Source organism: Amycolatopsis sp. PSD-21 (genome assembly GCF_055561455.1).
The window spans coordinates 3,844,130-3,862,313 of the sequence record NZ_CM145712.1; the positions used below are offsets into that span (position 1 = coordinate 3,844,130).

An 18,184-nucleotide genomic window follows, 5' to 3' on the forward strand; every position below is an offset into this window, starting at 1 on the left:
CGTGGGCATCCAGGACATCATCGAGGGCAAGAAGCAGTGGCGTGCGCACGTGGCCCGGGTCAAGGCGCTCCCGCCGGACTACCAGATCGTCTACAAGGAGATGCAGAAGTACCTCTTCAAGGTGGGACCGGTCGACCTGGCCGACGGGCCGCTGCTGCCCGGGATCGTGGACTTCTTCGAGGAGGGTGCGGCGTCCGGAAAGGGTGTGATGGCACTCATCGGCGAAGACGTCGCCGCGTTCTGTGACGAGCTGATCAAGGACACGCCCACCCACGCGGATCTCTATCAGGAGTCCCTCGGCAAGTGACGCCGTCTCATCCGGAAGCGCATCCGGCAGACGACGGCGTCCGAGCGGCGGCGCAGCGCGCGGGCGAGCACGGCTCCGCGCTGGTTCTGCAGGATCCGCTGCCACCAGTGCTCCGGTTCGACCTCGGCGATCAGCACGAAGACGTGCCGCCCGCCGACGGTGCGGAGGTGCTCCACGAGCGGTTCGCCGAGGCGGCGGCGTTCGTCGTGGAGCTGAACCAGGGCCACTTCGGGGTGCCACGCTTCCCAGGCTGCCACGAAATCCCGTGACGACTGTTCGTCGTCGGGATGGGTGACGTTCACCGCCTGGACGTGGTCGCCGAGTGACAACGCGGCGGCGAGGGCGTCCCGGGTCAGGCGGGAAACGGTGTGGACGGGGACGATCACGAGCGAACGGTCCGGCCGCGGGGGAGCCGGCGTGACACCGAGTTCGAGCCGGTCGCCGATCCGGCGGTAGCTGCGCTCGACCCATTCCATGGCCGCCACCAGCAGCGGCAGCGTGAGGACGATCAGCCAGCCACCCTCGCCGAATTTGGTCGTCGTCACCACGATCGCCGCGGCTCCGGTGAGCAGCGCGCCGAAGCCGTTCAGCGTGGCCTTGGCGCGCCAGCGGTCCGGGCGGGTGCGTCGCCAGTGCCGGACCATTCCGAGCTGGGAGAGCGTGAACCCGACGAACACGCCGATCGCGAACAGCGGGACCAGGGTGTTCATGTCGCCGTCGGTGACGACGAGCAGGAGCGCGGCGGTGACGGCGAGGAAACCGACGCCATGGCGGTACACCTGGCGTTCGGCGCGCAGCGCGAACACGTGCGGCAGCTTGTTGTGTTTCGCCAGCAACTGCGCCAGCACCGGCAGCCCGCCGAAGGAGGTGTTCGCGGCCAGGGCGAGCAGCACCACGGTCGAGAACTGCACCAGGTAGAAGCCGAAGCCGTCGCCCAAGGACGCCGTGGTCACCTGCGAGAGCACGGTGACGCCGTCCACCGGGTGGATGCCGAACTTCCCGATCAGCACGGCGATCCCGATGAGCATGACGCCGAGCAGGCCGCCCAGTGCGATCTCCGCGTGCTGAGCGCGGCGAACCCGCGGTTCGCGGAACGACGGCACGGCGTTGGCGATCGCCTCGACACCGGTCAGCGCCGCGCAGCCGTTCGCGAAAGCCTTGAGCAGCAAGAGGATTCCGACCGTCTGCAGGTTCTGCGAGTGATCCGGCGCGGCGATCACCGCGGCGGGCTCGTCGCGGACGAGGCCGGTGACGACCACGGTCAGGATCGCGCCGACGTAGATCACCGTGGGCGCGACGAACACCCTGGCGCTTTCGGCGATGCCGCGCAGGTTCACGCCGGTGACCAGTGCCAGGACGCCGAGGCACAACCACAGCTTGTACGGCAGCAGGCCGGGGAACGCCGACGTCAGCGCGGCGACCCCGGCCGCCACGGAGACCGCGACGTTGAGCACGTAGTCCACGATCAGGGAAGCCGCGGCCACCAGGGACGCCCGCCGTCCGAGATAGGTCCGGCTGACCCCGTAGGCGCCGCCGCCGTCGGGGAACGCGGAGATCACCTGGCGGTAGGACAGCGTCAGCACGCCCAGCAGTACCGCGATCGCGAGCGTGACCGGCAGGGTGAAGCCCAGACCCGCGCCGCCCGCGACGGCAAGCACGATCACGATGGCTTCGGGTCCGTAGGCGACCGACGCCATGGCGTCCAAGGACAGCGCGGCAAGCCCGCCGACGACGGAGAGCCGGTGCCGTTCGGCGCGGTCGGTACCGCGCTCGGGGCGGGTGAGTGTCGTGGTCACGCCCGTCAGCCTGGGGTTCTGCCGCACTGCGGTTCGAGGGCGTTGACGGGTTCTTGACACCGATCCGGGTGAACCCGACAGCAAACTGACGCCCTTGCGTGACCACTAGTCAGTGCTACTATCTACCAGTAGTCAGTGCTACTGAGTAGTGCTCAAGAAGGGGTGGATGATGGTCACGCGGCAAACCGAGGCGATCCGGGTGCGAGGCCTGGAGAAGTCGTACAAGGCTCTGCATGTCTTACGAGGCGTCGATTTCGAGGTGGCGCGGGGCAGTATCTTCGCCCTTCTCGGCTCCAACGGGGCGGGCAAGACCACGGTCGTGAGGATCCTGTCCACGTTGCTCAAGGCGGACGCGGGGACGGCGAGCGTCGCCGGCTGGGACGTCGCCACGCGGCCGGCCGACGTGCGGGAAAGCATCAGCCTCACCGGGCAGTTCGCCGCCGTCGACGAGATCCTCAGCGGACGCGAGAATCTCGTGCTGGTCGCCCGGCTGCGGCAGGTGAAACAGCCGGGCAAGATCGCCGACGACCTCCTGGCACGGTTTTCGCTGACCGACGCCGGCGCGCGGAAGGTGTCCACTTATTCGGGTGGTATGCGACGGCGGCTGGACATCGCCATGAGCCTCATCGGGAATCCGCCGGTGATCTTCCTGGACGAGCCCACCACCGGGCTCGACCCCGAGGCCCGTGCCGAGGTGTGGGCCGCGGTGAGGGAGCTCGCCGCCCGCGGCACGACGGTCCTGCTGACGACGCAGTACCTGGAGGAGGCCGAACAGCTCGCCGACCGGATCGCGATCCTCCACAAAGGACGGATCATCGTGAACGGCACGCTCGCCGAACTGAAACGGCTGCTGCCGCCCGCCGAGGTCGAATACGTCGAGAAACAGCCGTCACTCGAAGACGTCTTCCTGGCCATCGTCGGCGCGGACAAGGAAGGGAGCGGACGATGACCAAGCACTTCCTCGGCGACACGACCGTCCTGCTCGGCCGCTCGATGAAACACGTCACGCGCAGCATGGACACCATCGTCACGACCGCGATGATGCCGGTCGCCATGATGCTGATGTTCGTCTACGTCTTCGGCGGCGCGATCGAAACGGGGACGGATTCGTATGTGAACTACATGCTGCCCGGCATCCTGCTGATCACCGTCGCGTCGGGGGTCGCCTACACCGCGCTCCGGCTCTTCACCGACATGAAGAGCGGGATCTTCGAGCGATTCCAATCCCTGCCCATCGCTCGCTCGGGCGTGTTGTGGGCGCACGTGCTGACCTCGCTGGTCGCCAACCTCATCTCGCTCGTCATCGTCGTGGGCGTGGCCGTGCTCATGGGCTTCCGGTCCACCGCGGGCGTGCTGACCTGGCTCGCGGTCGCCGGCATCCTGCTCCTGTTCACCCTGGCGCTGACCTGGCTGGCCGTCATCCCCGGCCTGTCCGCGAAATCCGTCGACGGGGCGAGCGCGTTCTCCTACCCGCTCATCTTCCTGCCGTTCCTCAGCTCGGCCTTCGTGCCCACCGCCACCATGCCGGGCCCCGTGCGGGCCTTCGCGGAGCATCAGCCGGTGACGTCGATCGTCAACGCCATCCGGGACCTCTTCGGCGGGCAACCGGTCGGCGACGACATCTGGATCGCCCTTGCCTGGTGCGCCGGTCTGCTGATCGTCGCGTACGCGTTCGCGACGATCAGCTACCGGCGCAAGATCTCCTGACGTCGCCGGTCAGTCGTCCGGGCCGCGCAGGGTGAGGACCACGCGGAGCACGTGTTCGACCGCGGCCGGGAACGCGGCTCCGCGTAGTTCGCCACGGCTGACGAGGGTGCGCCCGGCGAAGTCCAGCATCCGGTCCTCGCCGAGACGCCGGACGGTCAGCGTCGCCACTTCCTCGAGGTCGAGGTCGGGATGGTCCATGCGGGTCAGCGCGAATTCGATGAGCAGCTGTTCGTCCGTCACTTCCCACCTCCGCCTCACCTCGAGGATACGGCCGCGGTCAGCGCGGGACGCGGCCGAGGAAGTCCCTGACGAGGGCGGCGATCTCCGCGCCGTGGGTCTCCAGCGCGAAATGCCCGGCGTCGAGCAGGTGCAGTTCGGCGTCGGGCAGGTCGCGAAGGAACGCGCGGGCTCCGTCGGCGCCGAAGATCTCGTCGTGCTCGCCCCAGGTGATGAGGGTCGGCGGCCGGTGCTCGCGGAAGTACCGCTGGAAGTCCGGGTAGGCGTCGAGGTTGAACTGGTAGTCCCAGAACAGCTGCAGCTGCACCTCCTGGTTGCTGGGGCGGTCGAGCAGGGTCTGGTCGAGGGTCCAGGTGTCCGGGGTGAGCCGGTCCAGCCGGTCGGCGGGGACGCCGTGGGTGTACTGCCAGCGGGTCGCGGCGGGTTTCAGGAGCTCGCGCACGGCTTCCTCGTGGGTTTCGCGGTCCTTGGCGTGCGCGAACAGGACGTCCCAGAACGGCGTGAAGCCGTCGACGTAGGCGTTGCCGGACTGGACCAGCAGCGCGCTGACCCGGTCCGGGTGACGGCTCGCGATGCGGAGCCCGATGGGTGCCCCGTAGTCCTGGATGTACAGGGCGAAACGGTCCAGGCCGAGCGTGTCGATCAGGCCCATGGTGATCGCGGTCAGGTTCTCGAACGAATAGTCGAACCGGTCGACGGGCGGAGCGTCCGAATACCCGAAGCCGATGTGGTCGGGGGCGATGACGTGGTACCGGTCGGCCAGCGCCGGGATCAGCGTGCGGAACATATGCGACGACGTGGGGAAACCGTGTAGCAGCACCACGGTGGGCGCGGCCGGATCGCCGGCTTCCCGGTAGAACACGCTGCGGCCGTCGATGGTCGCCGTGCGGTGCAAGGTGGCTTCGGACATGGGTGGGTGCTCCTCGCGATTGCGTCTAACCGTCTAAATGTTTGAGAACGGTTAGAGGTAAGCAGGAGGAGACCTAACCTGTCAAGCGGTCGACGGAGGGTAGGATGACGGCTGTGTCGCAACGCCCCTTGATCGGCGAGCCGATCGCCCTGGACCTGCTGAACACCACGTGGCCCGAACGTGGTGAGCAGCGGGACGTCTTCGACGAACCCGGCGGGGTCGCCGCCTGGCTGGCCGAGTGGGGCCTACCGGATACCCCGGGGGCGGAGGAACCGTTGCGGCACACGCGTTCCGTCCTGCGCGAGGTGCTCGAAAGCCCGGGCGCCTCCGCCGAACGCGCCCTGAACGAAGTGCTGGCGCGCGGGCGTTTGCGGCCGGAGCTGGGGCAAGGCGGCCCCGAAGAAGTGATCGAGGTCGAGGAAGCGGCTTGGCGGCCCGCGTGGCTTGCGGCGTACGGCTACTTGAGCCTGCTTCGCGCGCGCCCGGAACGGATCAAGCGGTGCTCGGCGTATCCGGTGTGCACGCTGTACTTCGACGACACGACCCGGAACGGCACCAGGCGATGGTGCTCCATGGAAACCTGCGGCAACCGGGCGAAGGCCGCTCGTCACTATCGCCGCGAACGGACGGCCTAGAACCAGCGGCGTCGCTTCACGGCGCTTTCCTGCAGTCCCAAGCTTCCGGTCAGGAAGAAGGTCCCCGTCACGATGTTGCCGGGCGCGGGTGGCCGCTCCAGATCGGTGGCCGCGATGGCGACGTCGAGTTCGATCGCGGCGATGGTGCGGACCCGGATCCGATGGAACGCCTTGCCGGTGGCCGTGTTCACAGGGGTTTCGGCCTTGACGACCTCGCCGGCGAACAGCGCGTGGGCGGAAGGCGTCCAGCCGGGCGAGGGTTCCTCGAGAGCGAAGGTGCCGGACGGGATGAAGTAGTCGGCGGCGAACTTCGGTCCGTCGTCGTCCTGCGAGGCGTAGTAGGCATCGGCGTCGGCGTGCACGGTGATGTCTTCGGCCAAGGCCGCCAGCACCAGGGAGCCGGACTCGAGCCGCCCGCCGGAGTGGGCGAGGACCGCCCGGTCTTCCAGTTCGACCGCGACGGGGCAGACCATCTCCCCGCCGACGCCGTCGAGGAGGTCGAGCATCGCGGTCTCGTCGTCGACAAGGTGAACGTCGCTCACCGGCACCGCGGGCGCCGTGCCCGCCAGGCACGGCAGAAGGAAGTCGATCTCGCCCTTGCGAACCTGCGCGACCAGCCGGGCCCCGGACGGGTCCGTCCAGACGTGTTCGCTGGTCTTCTTGCCGACCTGCCGGGCCGTGCCCGCACTGATCAAGGAGACCACTCGCTCGCCGAACTCGTCCTGGTCGGTGACGCCGATCCCGATCGCGTCGAAATGGCTGGACATGATCATTCCCCCTCGCACTGTCCGCTGGAGACTACTGGTGGACCCGATCGAGGTCATCCGGGTTTCGGAATGCGGATCGTGACGAACCAGGCCGCCCGCCGGGTCGGGAGTGCCGAACGGGGTGCCGGTCGAACGTGTCGCGAAAGCCACTTTCGGGACATCAGGCGTCGCGAAAGTGGCTTTCGCGACACCGGCGCCGGCGGCGAGGTGGCCGGCGCGGGTGAGTGGCCGGGGCGAAGGCTGCCCCTCACCGCATTGGACGCGGCGAAAGGAGCCGTCACCCCGAGCGCGACCTCGCCCGGCTCGCCACCAGACCGGGTCCGACCTGCCGGTCCCGCTGTCACGATGGGTCGGCCATTCGGCCGAGGTACCCCCGGCCGATGAGCCGATCCAGCTGTGATCATCACCCCATAGCGTGACGACTGTCAGCAATTCGTCGTCTACGGGGAGTTCACGATAATGCTTCGCAAAACAGGCGTACTGATGGTCGGGCTGGCCGCGGCGGGAGCGGTGCTGGTACCGGGGATCGCGGCGGCGGCCGACGGGCCGACGCCCTACGTCATCGGCGGGCGCGACGCCACCGAGGACTATTCGTTCATGGTGTCGCTGCAGGAGGGCGGGCGGCACTTCTGCGGCGGCTCGCTGATCAGTGAGGACTGGGTGGTGACCGCGGCGCATTGCGTGCGGGGAGCGCAGCCGGGGCAGATCCGGACCAGGATCGGGGCACGGCAGCACAACAGCGGGGGCACCGAGACCGGGGTCAGTCGGATCATCGTGCACCCGGACTTCACCGGGGAGGAGCCGCTTGGCCAGGACATCGCGTTGGTGCGGCTGGACAAGCCGGTGACCGAGCAGCCGATCAAGATCGCCGAAGCCGTCGGCGGCACGGGGACGGGGACCCGGATCCTCGGCTGGGGCGAGCACTGCGCCGAGCAGAACTGCGGCGCGCCGGAGCTCCTCCAGGAGCTGGACACCAAGGTCAGGCCGGCCGAAGACTGCCGCAGCCTCGTCGCGGGCAAGGAGATCTGCACCGGTTCCGACACGCCGGACGCGATGGGCTGCTACGGCGACTCGGGCGGGCCGCAGATCAAGGGCAGGCCCGGTGAGTGGGAACTGGTCGGTGCCACCAGCCGCGATGGTGACGCGGATCCGAAATGCGCCAGCGGTCTGGGCATCTGGACCGACGTGACGGTGTACCGGGACTGGATCGCCGAGCAGACTGGCCGGACGCCGGCCGTGGCGTGATCTCGGGGGCGTGTCGCGAAAGCCACCTTCAGGCGGAAGTGGCTTTCGCGGCACGTCCCTGACGAGCGTTACCGGCGGGTCTTTTCTTCCAGCGCCCGGCGCCGAGCGGTCACCTCGTCGGGGTCGTCCCCGAGGACCAGCAGTTGCAAGGTGCTCCGCCTGATCGGAGCGTCCGTGCGGCCGGTGTCATGACCGGCCACGATGAGCAGGCCACCGTCCGCGAGCGCCGGGCGAACCTCGGCGAGCAGGTCGGTGAGTGCGCCGGCGACGGTCAGCTTCACGGACTCGGCGGGGCGGTCGAGGGCGTCGGGGCGGACGGACTGCATCGCCAGCAACGGGATCGAGCCACTGGTGATCCGGAAGTTCAGGTCGAGCACGACCTGCTGGCCGTCCCTGGTCAGAGCGCAGTCGAGGCTGCACAGGCCGCGGTAGCCGACATCGGCCGCGCGCTGGGTGATCGCCAGGCATTCGGCGAGCAGTTCGGCGGGAGGAGTGGTGACCGCGCCGAAGATGCCGCCGGTGTAGATCCCGGTCGCGTCGACGCGTTGTTCGGTCACGGCGAGCAGGCGGGCCCGCGCGTCCGCTCCCACGTAGAACTGCAGTCCCCAGTTGTGCACGATCTGCAGGTACTCCTCGACGACGAACTCGCCGAGCACGTCGGTGAACGCCGGCAGGACGATCCGCTCGCCTGCCTCGTGCAGATAGACGTCGAGGCTGCCGCCGTGCGCGTCGTTGGTCGCGGCCTTGAGCACCCACGACTTCTCCGCCGGCGCCGCCTCCGCGAGTTGCGCGCGGGTCACGACGCTGCGGTGCGCTTGGAACCGGGGATCGACCAACGTGGTGATGCTGGCCTTGTTGTTCAAGTAGCCGACCAGTTGCGCGCTTTTGAGCGCGCGTGCGTCCGGGCACAGCGTGGTCGGCTGGGGGTACTCCATCGACATCAGCAGGCCGTCGGACATCGCTTCGGTCACGCGGGCGGCGAATTCCCGTTCGCTTCGGAACTCGCGCAGATCCGTGCCGACAGGCAGGCCGCCGGCCCGCAGGAGCGCCAGCAGATCCGGGTCGGTGCCACCGGCGCTGCAGATCACCGGCATGTCGGCCGCGACGGCGATCGGTCGTGCGGAGACGACGTCACGGCTGTGACGGTGCCTGTTCACTGGTTCGGCGGCGGCCAGCTCGGGCCGCGCGCAGAGGGCGATGCCCGGGCCGTACACATCGGTGAGGGAACGAGGAGCGCTGACGGCGTACGGCAGAACTACGGGGACACTGATGGAGGATCTCCTGTGGGGGTGAGTGGGACCGGCCAGAACCGGCGGTGGCGTGCGGGTGGAACGGGGGAACCGGTGCCGCCGGCCGGGTCAGGCCTGCTGCCTGACTCCGGTCGACGAACGAGGGCAGGTCGGTCGTCGGCGTCCTGGCAGGAGGCTCCGACACCCAGGCTACTCCCGATATCCGGCGGATGACCCCGATGGTGACCAGCTCGTCTGCCGCGTCTTTGCCCGTAGGGGCAGCCGGGCGTACCCGAAGGTCTGCCGTCGCGCGGCTGGCCTGCCTGCGCTGCCCCGACCATCGTGGGAGGACCGCCGTCCGAGGAGGTCCGCAGTGATCCATGAGGTCGATGAGGCGCTGCGCCGGCTGGTCCGGGGTGAGGCCCGGCGCGGCAGCGAGATCGAAGTCGCGTTCGACGCGCCGACCAAGGAGTGGGCGTCGCGGCGCAACGCTCCGACGGTGAACGTCTACCTCTACGACGTCCGTGAGGACCTGCGCCGCCGCTCGCGGGGCCTGCTCAACGAGTACGACCCGCTCGGCAAGGTCGCGGCTCGGCACCTTCCGCCCCGGCACATCAAGCTGTCCTATCTGGTCACCGCTTGGACGCAGCGCCCGGAAGACGAGCATCGCGTGCTGTCCGACCTGTTGCTCGGCCTGCTCGCCCACGATGCCGTCCCGGAGTCGGTGCTCACCGGGTCACTGGCGCGGATGGGCCTGCCGGTGCCGATGACGGTCGCGTTGCCGCCGCCCGAAGACCGGGCGTTCGCCGACGTCTGGACCGCCTTGGGCGGCGAGCTGAAACCGTCGCTGGACGTCGTCATCTCCGCTCCTGTCCACAGTGGACGGGTGTACCCGGCCGAACGGCCGCCGAAGGAAGGCCTGAAGCTCGATACCGGTGACGGCGACGTGGTCGGGCACCGGGTGGCGGAGAGCGGGGCGGTCGAAGGACAACGCCGGGTCGCGATGGCGCGCACCCACCGGAAGTCGCGATGAGCCTGGAGTATCTGTTCGAGCGGCTGGCCCGGCTCGAACAGCGGATCCGGGACGCGGTCGAGAGCCGCCGGGCCGCCGACCCGAACCCCGACGACCCCTTCCGCGGGCTGTACCTGTCGGACGAGACGATCGACGCGCTGCTGGAAGGCCACCGTGAGCCGTTCCCGCCGTTCACGGACTCCGTGCCGGACGGCCGCCTGAACCCGTTGGCGAAGCGCGCGGGACTCACCGGTGTCGACGTCGAACTGCTGCTGGTCGCGCTCGCGCCCGACCTCGACAGCCGGTTCGAGCAGTTCTACGGCTACCTGAACGACGACGTGACCCGCCGCCGGGCGACAGCGGGCTTGGCCCTGCGCCTGTGCGGCATCCCCGAAGCGTCCGCCGCCGGCCGGGCGCGGCTCGACGCCGACGCTCCGCTGATCACGTGTGGCCTGCTCACCCTCGAAGAGCAGGACCGTCCCTTCCTGTCACGCACGCTTCGGGTACCCGACCGGGTGGTGAACCACCTGCTGGGCGACGATCGGCTCGCCCCGGAACTCGCCGGATGCGCCCGCCTCGGCACGGAGCTCACCGACGTGTCCGGTGCGGATCGGCTCGCCCGGGCGATCAGGGGCCAGGTCGGATTGGTCTACCTGAGAGAGCATCCCGGCGGGGGCGCGGAAGAACTCGGTGCCGCCGCGCTGACCGGGGCCGGATTTCCCGCGCTGGTGGTCGACGCGGCGCGGTGGCAGGGCGAGCTGACCGGTTCGCTCGTGCGGGAGGCGTTGCTGCGCGGTGCGGGTTTGGTGCTGGGGCCGGTCGACGATTCCCCGCATCTGGAGAAGCTCGTTCATCCGGCGGTCCCGGTGATCGTGCACGGCACCGGGGCCTGGGACCCACGGTGGAGCGCCATCCCGCCGTTGCAGCTCGACGCGTTCCCCCTGTCCGCGGCGAGCCGGGTGGGTCTTTGGCGCGGCCATCTCGACGGTGTGCTCGCGCCGGATGTCGACCCGGGAGCGGCGACCGCGCATTTCGTGCTGGGGCCGGGGCAGATCGCCCGTGCGGCGAAGGCGGCGTCGGTGACGGCGCTGGCCGATGGCGGGCCGGTGCGGACGTCCCACCTGCGCGCGGGCGCGCGGAGCCAGAACGCGGCCGGTCTGCAACGGCTCGCCCGGCGGATCGAACCCGTCGTCGGCTGGAGCGACCTCGTGCTGCCCGCGGGCGTACTGTCCCTTTTGGACGAACTGGCCGCGCGGGCACGCTACCGGGACCAGGTGCTCGACGAGTGGCGGATGCGGCCGGGTGGCGGCCGCGGCCGGGGTGTCACGGGGCTCTTCGCCGGGGATTCGGGGACGGGCAAGACGATGTCCGCCGAGGTCATCGCCGCCTCGCTGGGGATGGATCTGTACACCGTGAACCTGGCGACCGTGGTCGACAAGTACGTCGGCGAGACGGAGAAGAACCTGGAACGGATCTTCACCGAGGCCGCCGGTGTCAACGGGGTGCTGCTGTTCGACGAGGCGGACGCGATCTTCGGTAAGCGGTCGGAGGTCCGCGACGCGCACGACCGGTACGCGAACATCGAAAGCGCGTACCTGTTGCAGCGGATGGAAACCTTCGACGGCATCGCGGTGCTGGCCACCAACCTGCGGGCGAACCTGGACGAGGCGTTCACCCGCAGGCTGGACGTGATCGTGGACTTCCCGTTGCCGGACGTCGAGTTGCGGCGTCAGTTGTGGGACCGCTGCCTCGGCGCTCGGCTGCCCCGGGCCGACGACCTGGACCTGGGTTTCCTGGCCGAAGCGTTCGAGCTCGCCGGAGGACATATCCGCTCGGCCGCGGTGACCGGCGCGTATCTGGCCGCGGAGGCCGGCCGCCCGGTGGCGATGCCGGATCTGGTCGGCGCGGTCGCGCGGGAGTATCGCAAGCTGGGCCGGCTGTGCCTGGACCGCGAGTTCGGCCCGTACCTGGCGATGGTGACCGAGGGCTGACCTGCCCGTTCGGGCAGCCGATGCCGCCCCTTCGGCCGTGCGAGGCAGCCTGGCGCGCGGCGCCGCGACGGCGCAAGCTGGACAGGCGGCGTAGCGACCCGAGGGAGCGGACCATGCGCGGGCACAGTCACGACAACGACTTCGAAGCGAGCCTGCGGCCGAAAGGCGACCGGCCGGAGCGGGACGATGGCGGCCTGCTCGGCCGCGCCGCCGCGGCCGGGCGCCCCGACGTCCTCGGCCCCGCGGGCATGCTGGATCTGCAGCGCGCGGTCGGAAACGCCGGTGCGAGCACCCTGGTCGAAGAAGAACGTTCGCCGGTGCACGACGTCGTCGGCTCCGGTGGCGGTTCGCCGCTGGACACCGAGACCCGGGCGGATATGGAAGGCCGTTTCGGGCACGACTTCGGCGACGTCCGGGTGCACACCGACGGCGCGGCGCACGACTCGGCGAAGGCCGTCAACGCGCAGGCCTACACGGTCGGTTCGAACATCGTGTTCCAGCGGGACAAGTACGACCCGGGGTCGGACGCGGGCAAGCACATGCTGGCGCACGAGCTGACGCATGTCGTTCAGCAGCGGAGCGGACCGGTCGACGGGACCGACGCCGGCGGCGGGGTGAAGGTCTCGGATCCCTCGGATCGGTTCGAGCGCGAGGCCGTCGCGAACGCGGACCGGCTGATGTCGGCTCCTGCGCCTGCACCTTCTCCTGCCGTCCAGCGTTGCGAGGACGACGGCGATGCGCACGTTCAGCGCGAAGAAGCTCCTGAGGCCGAGGAAGGCGAAGAGGAGAAGATGGCGCAGACGTACGTGCAGCGCGAGGAAGAAGCCGAAGAAGAGGCATAGTTTCCGGGTCGTGAGTGGTGATGACGGTTAGAGTCAAGGGTTTCTTGGATACCTGCGGTCGGGCGGTTTCGCGTGACCGAGGAAACGACACACGTGACTGGACGGGCGGCCCAGTCTGTATCGGCGTTTCTTGCTCGCCGGAGCCTTGCTGAGTGCCGCCCTTGGCCCGGGTTGCGAAAGCCACTTTCGCAACGTCGACCGTGGCCGGGCCCGGCACCACCCTGTGAACATGTCGCGAAAGCCACTTTCGGGACGTCTGGTGTCCCGAAAGTGGCTTTCGCGACACCACTCCCCATGACGGACAAGGGCCTGGCACCGACAGTCGCCGAAAGCTCGTGAGTGATGATGACGGTTAGAACGATCATTGCCACTCACGACTCCCGGTGTAAGACCATCAGGTGCCGTCCGGTCCCTTGAACCCAGGCTGGATGGTCCAGATTCCCGTTCCGCTTTCCGCGGCGCCATTGGATTTGTTGCAGGTTCCGCACATGCCGTGAAGATTGTCGAGTTTGTTGAAGAACTTCGTGCGGGCATCCTGATCGGATTTGCGTCCGGTGTCGTTCCAGTGCTTGATCACGGAAGGATCCTTGTGATCGAGGTTTATCGCGGAGTTTCCTATTCCTGGGACAAGGTGTGGCGACTTGTAGTCCTTGCCGGGGCAGATGTACGAGGTGTTCATCTTGAACACCGGGTCGTGCTGCCAGCGAGCCGCTTCCCGCAGTTTCTGGCTCATCAGGCGACTGAGTTCCGACTGGCGCTTGAGTTTGGCGGGGCCGTTGAAGCTTCCGTAGAACGTGGGGCGGAACTTGCCGTCGGTGCGGAACTCGGAGCGAACCTCGCCGCCCAGTACGTAGGTGGACTCTTTGAGCATGTCCAGGTCGATCTCGTGACCGATCGCCTGCAGAGTGGAGGCGATGAGGCGCCGCTCCTGCCAGATCGCGGCCTCGGCGTTCTGGATTTCCTCCCGGGCGTTCGTGGCGAGGGCGTCCTTCAGTTTCGTCTCGTGCCCGACAACGACGCCGCGCATTTGTGACAGCTGGGTCGCCACGGCAGGCCTGTTCTTGATCATTTTGTGCTCGAGTGCCCGGTCGATCTTGTCCACCAGGGGGTCGGCGTCGCTCGCCATCATCAGGACCGGACGGCCGCCGCGGACTTCCATGTAGAGGGAGTGACTGTTGCCCTTCATGGTGACCGCGGTCTTCTTCTTGAGTTTGGCGAACAGCGCGTCTTTGAGGGACTTCGCGCCTTCGACGACCTTGGCTCCCTTGCCCTTCAGCTTCGTCCAGATCTTCTTGCCCGCCTTGACGATCGTCCCGACCACCGTGTCGATCACCTTGCCGACCGGGGCCTGGACCTTCTCCAGGATCGACTTGATCTTCTCCGAGATCCCGCCCAGCCCGAGCAGGCTCGCCAGGAACCCGAGCACCATCGGCAGCGCCTTGGCCAAGGTCCGCTCGATCAGGCCCGCCACCGCGCCCGCCCCGCCCCGGGCGATCGACTCGACCGAGTCCAGCACCGACGAGACGAACTCCTTGATCTGGGCTGCCTTGTCGACGAAGAACATCACGATGTCGTAGATCGCCTTGCAGGCCTTGATGAACGCGGCCGCCGGGTTGAGCATCGAGATGATCCAGGTGATCCCCGCCTTGACGATCTTCTCGATCACGAATTCCTTGATCTGGCCGAGCACCAGTTCCTTGAGGTCGCCCAGTTTCTCGACCACCCAGCGCCAGAGTCCCGGCACGCCCTCGGTGATCAGGATCTTGACCACCTCGAAGGTCTGCTCCAGTTTGGCGAGCACAGGTTCCGGGATGAAGCGGAGGATCCGCGCGCGGACGCTCGCCCAGGTGAGCCCGAGGAGCGACATGATCATCTTCAGGATGCCCTTGGCGTCCAGTGTCTCCGGGATCTCGATACCCGCGCTCGCCAGGTTCCCGAGCAGCCAGGCCTTCAGCCCGTCCTTGAGGTGCTGCACGATGTTCGCGCCGAAGTTCATGACACCGGTCTTGACCGCGTTGACCAGGTTGCCGAGGAACTCGATCGGTTTGGCGATGATCAGGCCGACCGCGTTCGCCGCCCGCGACAGCACGCCCAGCAGCATGTCCTTCAGCTTGAGGATCGTGTCGATCGCGCCGCCGACCGCCTCCTTCGCCTTGTCCCACAGGCCTTTGTTCTCCGCCTGCAGCGCCTTGATCTCCTCGTCGACGGCGTTGCGGGCTTCGCTGTACTTCTGGGCCAGATCGTCGACCAGCGACTGCTGTTTCTCGTCGACGGAACTCTCGAGTTCGTCGAACTGGCTCCCGAACTCCTTGGCGGCCTCGCCCGCGATCTTGCGCAGGGCGGGGGACTGCGAGTCGACCTTCTGCCGGACGCGCTCGCGGCCTTCGGCGATCAGCCGCTTCGCCTCGGTCAGCTGCTGGCCGACGAAATCGGCGATCTCGCCGATGACGCCCTGCATCTTCGACTCGTAGACCTTCTTGGCTTCGAGGAAGAGGTTGTTCGCCTCGGCGGGCAGGCCGGCGAACAGGTCGTAGGTCCAGCGGGCCGCGCCGGTGACGCCGTCGTAGCGTTCGTCCTTGTACTTCTTCATCCGGGCCTGGTGATCGGCGGTGAACGCGGCCTTCGCCGCCGCTTCGCCGGTCTCGAACCGTTTGGCCACCTGGTCGTCGAGGGCGCCGAGGACACCCTCGACCTTCGTCTTGGTCTCGTCGAAGATCGCCTTGATCTCCGCGGTGATCCGGGCCCGGTCCTGTTCGTCCTTGGCCTTCGTGACGGTCTTCGCCGCCTGCCCGCGTTGCCCGGCGGACGACCGCGCGCCGGTCATACCCGCCATCGCGGCCTGTCCGGACGCTTGCGCCGCACCGGTGACGGCGGCCAGCCGGCCCGCCTCGGACTCGCGGACCGCCGCGGGCGCCGCCGCCGTGTGTTGTTCGCCCTCCCGTTTCGCGGCGAGCGCGCCGGTGAACTCGGGCTCGTTGGACTGCGCGAGCTGCTCGTCGGTGACTCCGGCTTCGGCCATCTTGCCGTGGGTCTCGCATTGATCGGCGCGCAGATCGGTTTGGCCGGGCGGGGCCTTGTCCGGTGTGGCCTTGCGGGGGTCCGGCGGGGACAACGCGGGCGGCGGCGGGGTTTCCGGTAGCGGTTTCACCGGCTTTTCCGTGGCCCTGCCGGTGTCCGGGGCCTCCTTGGTGCGGTCGGTGACGTCCTTGGCGGAAGCGTCCTTGCCGCTGGTGACCTTGCCCATCACTTCGGACTTGATCTGGTCCGCCTTGCCGGAGGAGGCGAACTTGTCGGCTTCGTCGAGATTCTTGGGCGCCTGCTTGGCCACGGCGGCGTTGACCGCGGCGACGAAGGCGGCCTTGTCGAACCCGGCCGGTTTGGCGGCGGCCATCTTGTCCGCCTGTGCGGCCTTGGCCTGGGCCTCTTTGTCGTCGGCGGGCGCGACCGCGGCGTCCTGCGCCTTCTTGACCTCCGCGGCGGCGGGCGGATGCGCCTTGGCCGCTTTCGCCTGTCCGCTGACGTCCTTCTTGAGCGACCCGAACTTCGGGTCCGACGCGGGCGTCACCCCGGTGGGCGCGACCGGGGGAGCGGGGCAGCTGCTGCGCTGCAGACCGACGAGCCGGGTCACCGCCGCGTTGCCCGCGGCGGCCTGCAGCCGAAGCAGTGCCGGCGGGGTGGCACGGCGCGCGGGCTTGTCCGGCCGCGCGGGTCGCGCGGCCGGGGCCTGTACCACCTTGTCCCGGCCCGCCGGCATGCCTTCACTTTCGGCTTCGCCGTCCCGATTGCCAACAGCCGGAAGGGCGGGCCCCGCTGCCCGAACGGGCAGCTGCCTTTTCGGGCAGAGATTGGTTCCCGCTGACCTATCCGCTCGGTCGTTCCGCCGTGCGCGCCCACACCGGAGCATCGCCGATGACAGAGAGTGCGCCGACAGTGTCGAAATGGGAGGCTCGCATGCCCACCTATCTCACCCCGGGTGTGTACGTCGAGGAGATCGAGGCGGGCGCCCGGCCGATCGAGGGTGTGGGCACCGCCGTCGCCGCCTTCGTCGGTTTCGCGGCGGACGGCCCCTTCAACACGCCGACCCTGGTGTCCAACTGGACCCAGTTCACCCAGACCTTCGGCGACTTCGTCGAAGGCTGCTATCTGGCCCAGTCGGTCTACGGCTATTTCCTCAACGGCGGGGCCAACTGCTACATCGTCCGCATCGGCGGCCCTCGGGGCCAGGAGAACGGTGCGGCACCGAAGGCCGCGACGCGCCAGGCCGTGCTCGGCGGCTACCGATTCGTCGCGAAGGAGCTCTCGGGCGGTGGCCAGCCCGGTGAACTCACCGTCGAGGTCACGGAACCGGCCGGGGAGAACCCCGGCGACGACCGGTTCACCGTGCTCGTCAAGAAGGACGGCAAGGTCGTCGAGACCCACAACGTGACCACCAAGCGCACCAAGGAGAACGTCGTCACGTCGGTGCGCGAGAAGTCGAGCTTCATCACCATCGAAGAGCTCGCGACCGGTGGCGCGGTGGCGAAACCGGACCGGGGCACCGCGGTGCTCACCGAGCCGCCGCAGCCACCGCCCGTCCCGCGTCGCATCGCGGCGGACGACTACGTCGGCGACGTCGCCGACCGCACCGGTTTCGGTGGCCTGGAGGCGATCGACGAGATCACCATGGTCGCGGTGCCGGACCTGATGGCCGCCCACCAGCGCGATCTGATCGATCTCGACGGCGTCAAGGCCGTCCAGCTGGCGATGATCGCGCACTGCGAGCTGATGGGCGACCGGATGGCGATCGTCGACCCGCCGCCCGGGCTCAACCCGCAGGAGATCCGCTCCTGGCGGATGGACCAGGCCGGGTACGACTCGAAGTACGCGGCGTTGTACTACCCGTGGGTGCAGGTGCTCGACGCCGCCAGCGGGACCAACACGTTCGTGCCGCCGAGCGGATACATGGCGGGGGTCTGGGCGCGCACCGACGCGACCCGCGGTGTCCACAAGGCACCGGCCAACGAGGTCGTTCGCGGCGTGCTGGCGCTCGAGACCCATCTGACCAAGGCGGAGCAGGAGCTGCTCAACCCGATCGGCGTGAACTGCGTGCGCTCCTTCGCGGGCAAGGGGATCCGGATCTGGGGAGCGCGCACGTTGTCGAGCGACCCGGCGTGGCGCTACCTCAACGTGCGGCGGCTGTTCAACTACCTCGAAGAGTCGATCCTCAACGGCACCCAGTGGGTCGTATTCGAGCCGAACGATGACGCGCTGTGGGCCAGGATCCGGCGCACGATCAGCGCTTTCCTGGTGATGGAGTGGCGCAAGGGGGCGTTGTTCGGCCTCACTCCCGACGAAGCCTTCTTCGTGAAGTGCGACCGGGAGACCAACCCGGCCGAGGGGATCGATCTCGGCCAGGTGATCTGCGAAGTGGGCATCGCGCCGGTCAAACCGGCGGAGTTCGTGATCTTCCGGCTGGCCCAGATGTCCGGCGGCACCAGCCTGGTCAATGAATAGTGAAAGGGCTCCG

15 protein-coding genes are annotated in these 18,184 nt (G+C 68.6%); 9 read left to right on the forward strand and 6 right to left on the reverse strand.

The window, feature by feature from the left end:
- Position 1: 1 nt before the first annotated feature.
- Positions 2-307: a DUF1048 domain-containing protein gene (locus ACZ1DY_RS18260; RefSeq protein WP_465485059.1), complete on the forward strand. Its 306-nt coding sequence runs from the start codon at positions 2-4 to the stop codon at positions 305-307.
- On the opposite strand, the gene ACZ1DY_RS18265 is transcribed toward ACZ1DY_RS18260, so the two are convergent.
- Entirely contained in the window at positions 286-2,103 is a 1,818-nt protein-coding gene (locus ACZ1DY_RS18265) for an APC family permease (RefSeq protein ID WP_465485060.1), read from the reverse strand. The two genes, ACZ1DY_RS18260 and ACZ1DY_RS18265, sit on opposite strands and share 22 nt — an antisense overlap.
- A 169-nt stretch (positions 2,104-2,272) precedes the next feature.
- Here ACZ1DY_RS18265 and ACZ1DY_RS18270 point away from each other — a divergent pair, with 169 nt between their 5' ends.
- The gene (locus ACZ1DY_RS18270; protein WP_465485680.1) at positions 2,273-3,052 is read left to right on the forward strand and encodes an ABC transporter ATP-binding protein; all 780 of its coding nucleotides are present in this window, start codon (positions 2,273-2,275) and stop codon (positions 3,050-3,052) included.
- Positions 3,049-3,810: an ABC transporter permease gene (locus ACZ1DY_RS18275; protein ID WP_465485061.1), complete on the forward strand. Its 762-nt coding sequence runs from the start codon at positions 3,049-3,051 to the stop codon at positions 3,808-3,810. The genes ACZ1DY_RS18270 and ACZ1DY_RS18275 overlap by 4 nt, the downstream gene beginning before the upstream one ends.
- 9 nt (positions 3,811-3,819) lie before the next feature.
- Here the strand turns inward: ACZ1DY_RS18275 and ACZ1DY_RS18280 are convergent, their stop codons facing one another.
- Entirely contained in the window at positions 3,820-4,050 is a 231-nt protein-coding gene (locus ACZ1DY_RS18280) for a hypothetical protein (protein WP_192744960.1), read from the reverse strand.
- A gap of 37 nt (positions 4,051-4,087) precedes the next feature.
- Positions 4,088-4,957, reverse strand: coding sequence for an alpha/beta fold hydrolase (locus ACZ1DY_RS18285; RefSeq protein ID WP_465485062.1), 870 nt, complete (start codon positions 4,955-4,957; stop codon positions 4,088-4,090).
- A 104-nt stretch (positions 4,958-5,061) separates the two neighbouring features.
- On the opposite strand from ACZ1DY_RS18285, the gene ACZ1DY_RS18290 reads away from it, so the two are divergent.
- Positions 5,062-5,592 carry a CGNR zinc finger domain-containing protein gene (locus ACZ1DY_RS18290; RefSeq protein ID WP_257487466.1) on the forward strand — a complete coding sequence of 177 codons (531 nt, stop codon included), beginning with the start codon at positions 5,062-5,064 and terminating at the stop codon, positions 5,590-5,592.
- On the opposite strand, the gene ACZ1DY_RS18295 is transcribed toward ACZ1DY_RS18290, so the two are convergent.
- Positions 5,589-6,359 carry a hypothetical protein gene (locus ACZ1DY_RS18295; RefSeq protein WP_126730935.1) on the reverse strand — a complete coding sequence of 257 codons (771 nt, stop codon included), beginning with the start codon at positions 6,357-6,359 and terminating at the stop codon, positions 5,589-5,591. The two genes, ACZ1DY_RS18290 and ACZ1DY_RS18295, sit on opposite strands and share 4 nt — an antisense overlap.
- 459 nt (positions 6,360-6,818) lie before the next feature.
- On the opposite strand from ACZ1DY_RS18295, the gene ACZ1DY_RS18300 reads away from it, so the two are divergent.
- Complete coding sequence (locus tag ACZ1DY_RS18300; RefSeq protein WP_465485063.1) at positions 6,819-7,604, forward strand: S1 family peptidase; 786 nt, start codon at positions 6,819-6,821, stop codon at positions 7,602-7,604.
- 68 nt (positions 7,605-7,672) lie between these two features.
- On the opposite strand, the gene ACZ1DY_RS18305 is transcribed toward ACZ1DY_RS18300, so the two are convergent.
- A complete protein-coding gene (locus tag ACZ1DY_RS18305; RefSeq protein ID WP_257487464.1) occupies positions 7,673-8,818 on the reverse strand; it encodes an ATP-grasp domain-containing protein in 1,146 nt (381 codons plus the stop codon).
- A gap of 388 nt (positions 8,819-9,206) precedes the next feature.
- Here ACZ1DY_RS18305 and ACZ1DY_RS18310 point away from each other — a divergent pair, with 388 nt between their 5' ends.
- From ACZ1DY_RS18310 to ACZ1DY_RS18320, 3 genes are all read left to right on the forward strand, one after another.
- Positions 9,207-9,866 (forward strand): Pvc16 family protein, encoded by a 660-nt coding sequence (locus ACZ1DY_RS18310; RefSeq protein WP_465485064.1) that lies wholly within the window; start codon positions 9,207-9,209, stop codon positions 9,864-9,866.
- Positions 9,863-11,836 (forward strand): ATP-binding protein, encoded by a 1,974-nt coding sequence (locus tag ACZ1DY_RS18315; RefSeq protein WP_257487462.1) that lies wholly within the window; start codon positions 9,863-9,865, stop codon positions 11,834-11,836. The genes ACZ1DY_RS18310 and ACZ1DY_RS18315 overlap by 4 nt, the downstream gene beginning before the upstream one ends.
- A 113-nt stretch (positions 11,837-11,949) precedes the next feature.
- Positions 11,950-12,678, forward strand: a complete 729-nt coding sequence (locus tag ACZ1DY_RS18320; protein ID WP_257487461.1) for an eCIS core domain-containing protein — start codon at positions 11,950-11,952, stop codon at positions 12,676-12,678.
- 394 nt (positions 12,679-13,072) lie between these two features.
- Here ACZ1DY_RS18320 and ACZ1DY_RS18325 read toward each other — a convergent pair whose 3' ends face one another.
- Positions 13,073-16,432: a phage tail protein gene (locus ACZ1DY_RS18325; protein WP_465485065.1), complete on the reverse strand. Its 3,360-nt coding sequence runs from the start codon at positions 16,430-16,432 to the stop codon at positions 13,073-13,075.
- A gap of 197 nt (positions 16,433-16,629) precedes the next feature.
- On the opposite strand from ACZ1DY_RS18325, the gene ACZ1DY_RS18330 reads away from it, so the two are divergent.
- Entirely contained in the window at positions 16,630-18,171 is a 1,542-nt protein-coding gene (locus ACZ1DY_RS18330) for a phage tail sheath family protein (protein WP_257487459.1), read from the forward strand.
- Positions 18,172-18,184 lie beyond the last annotated feature (13 nt).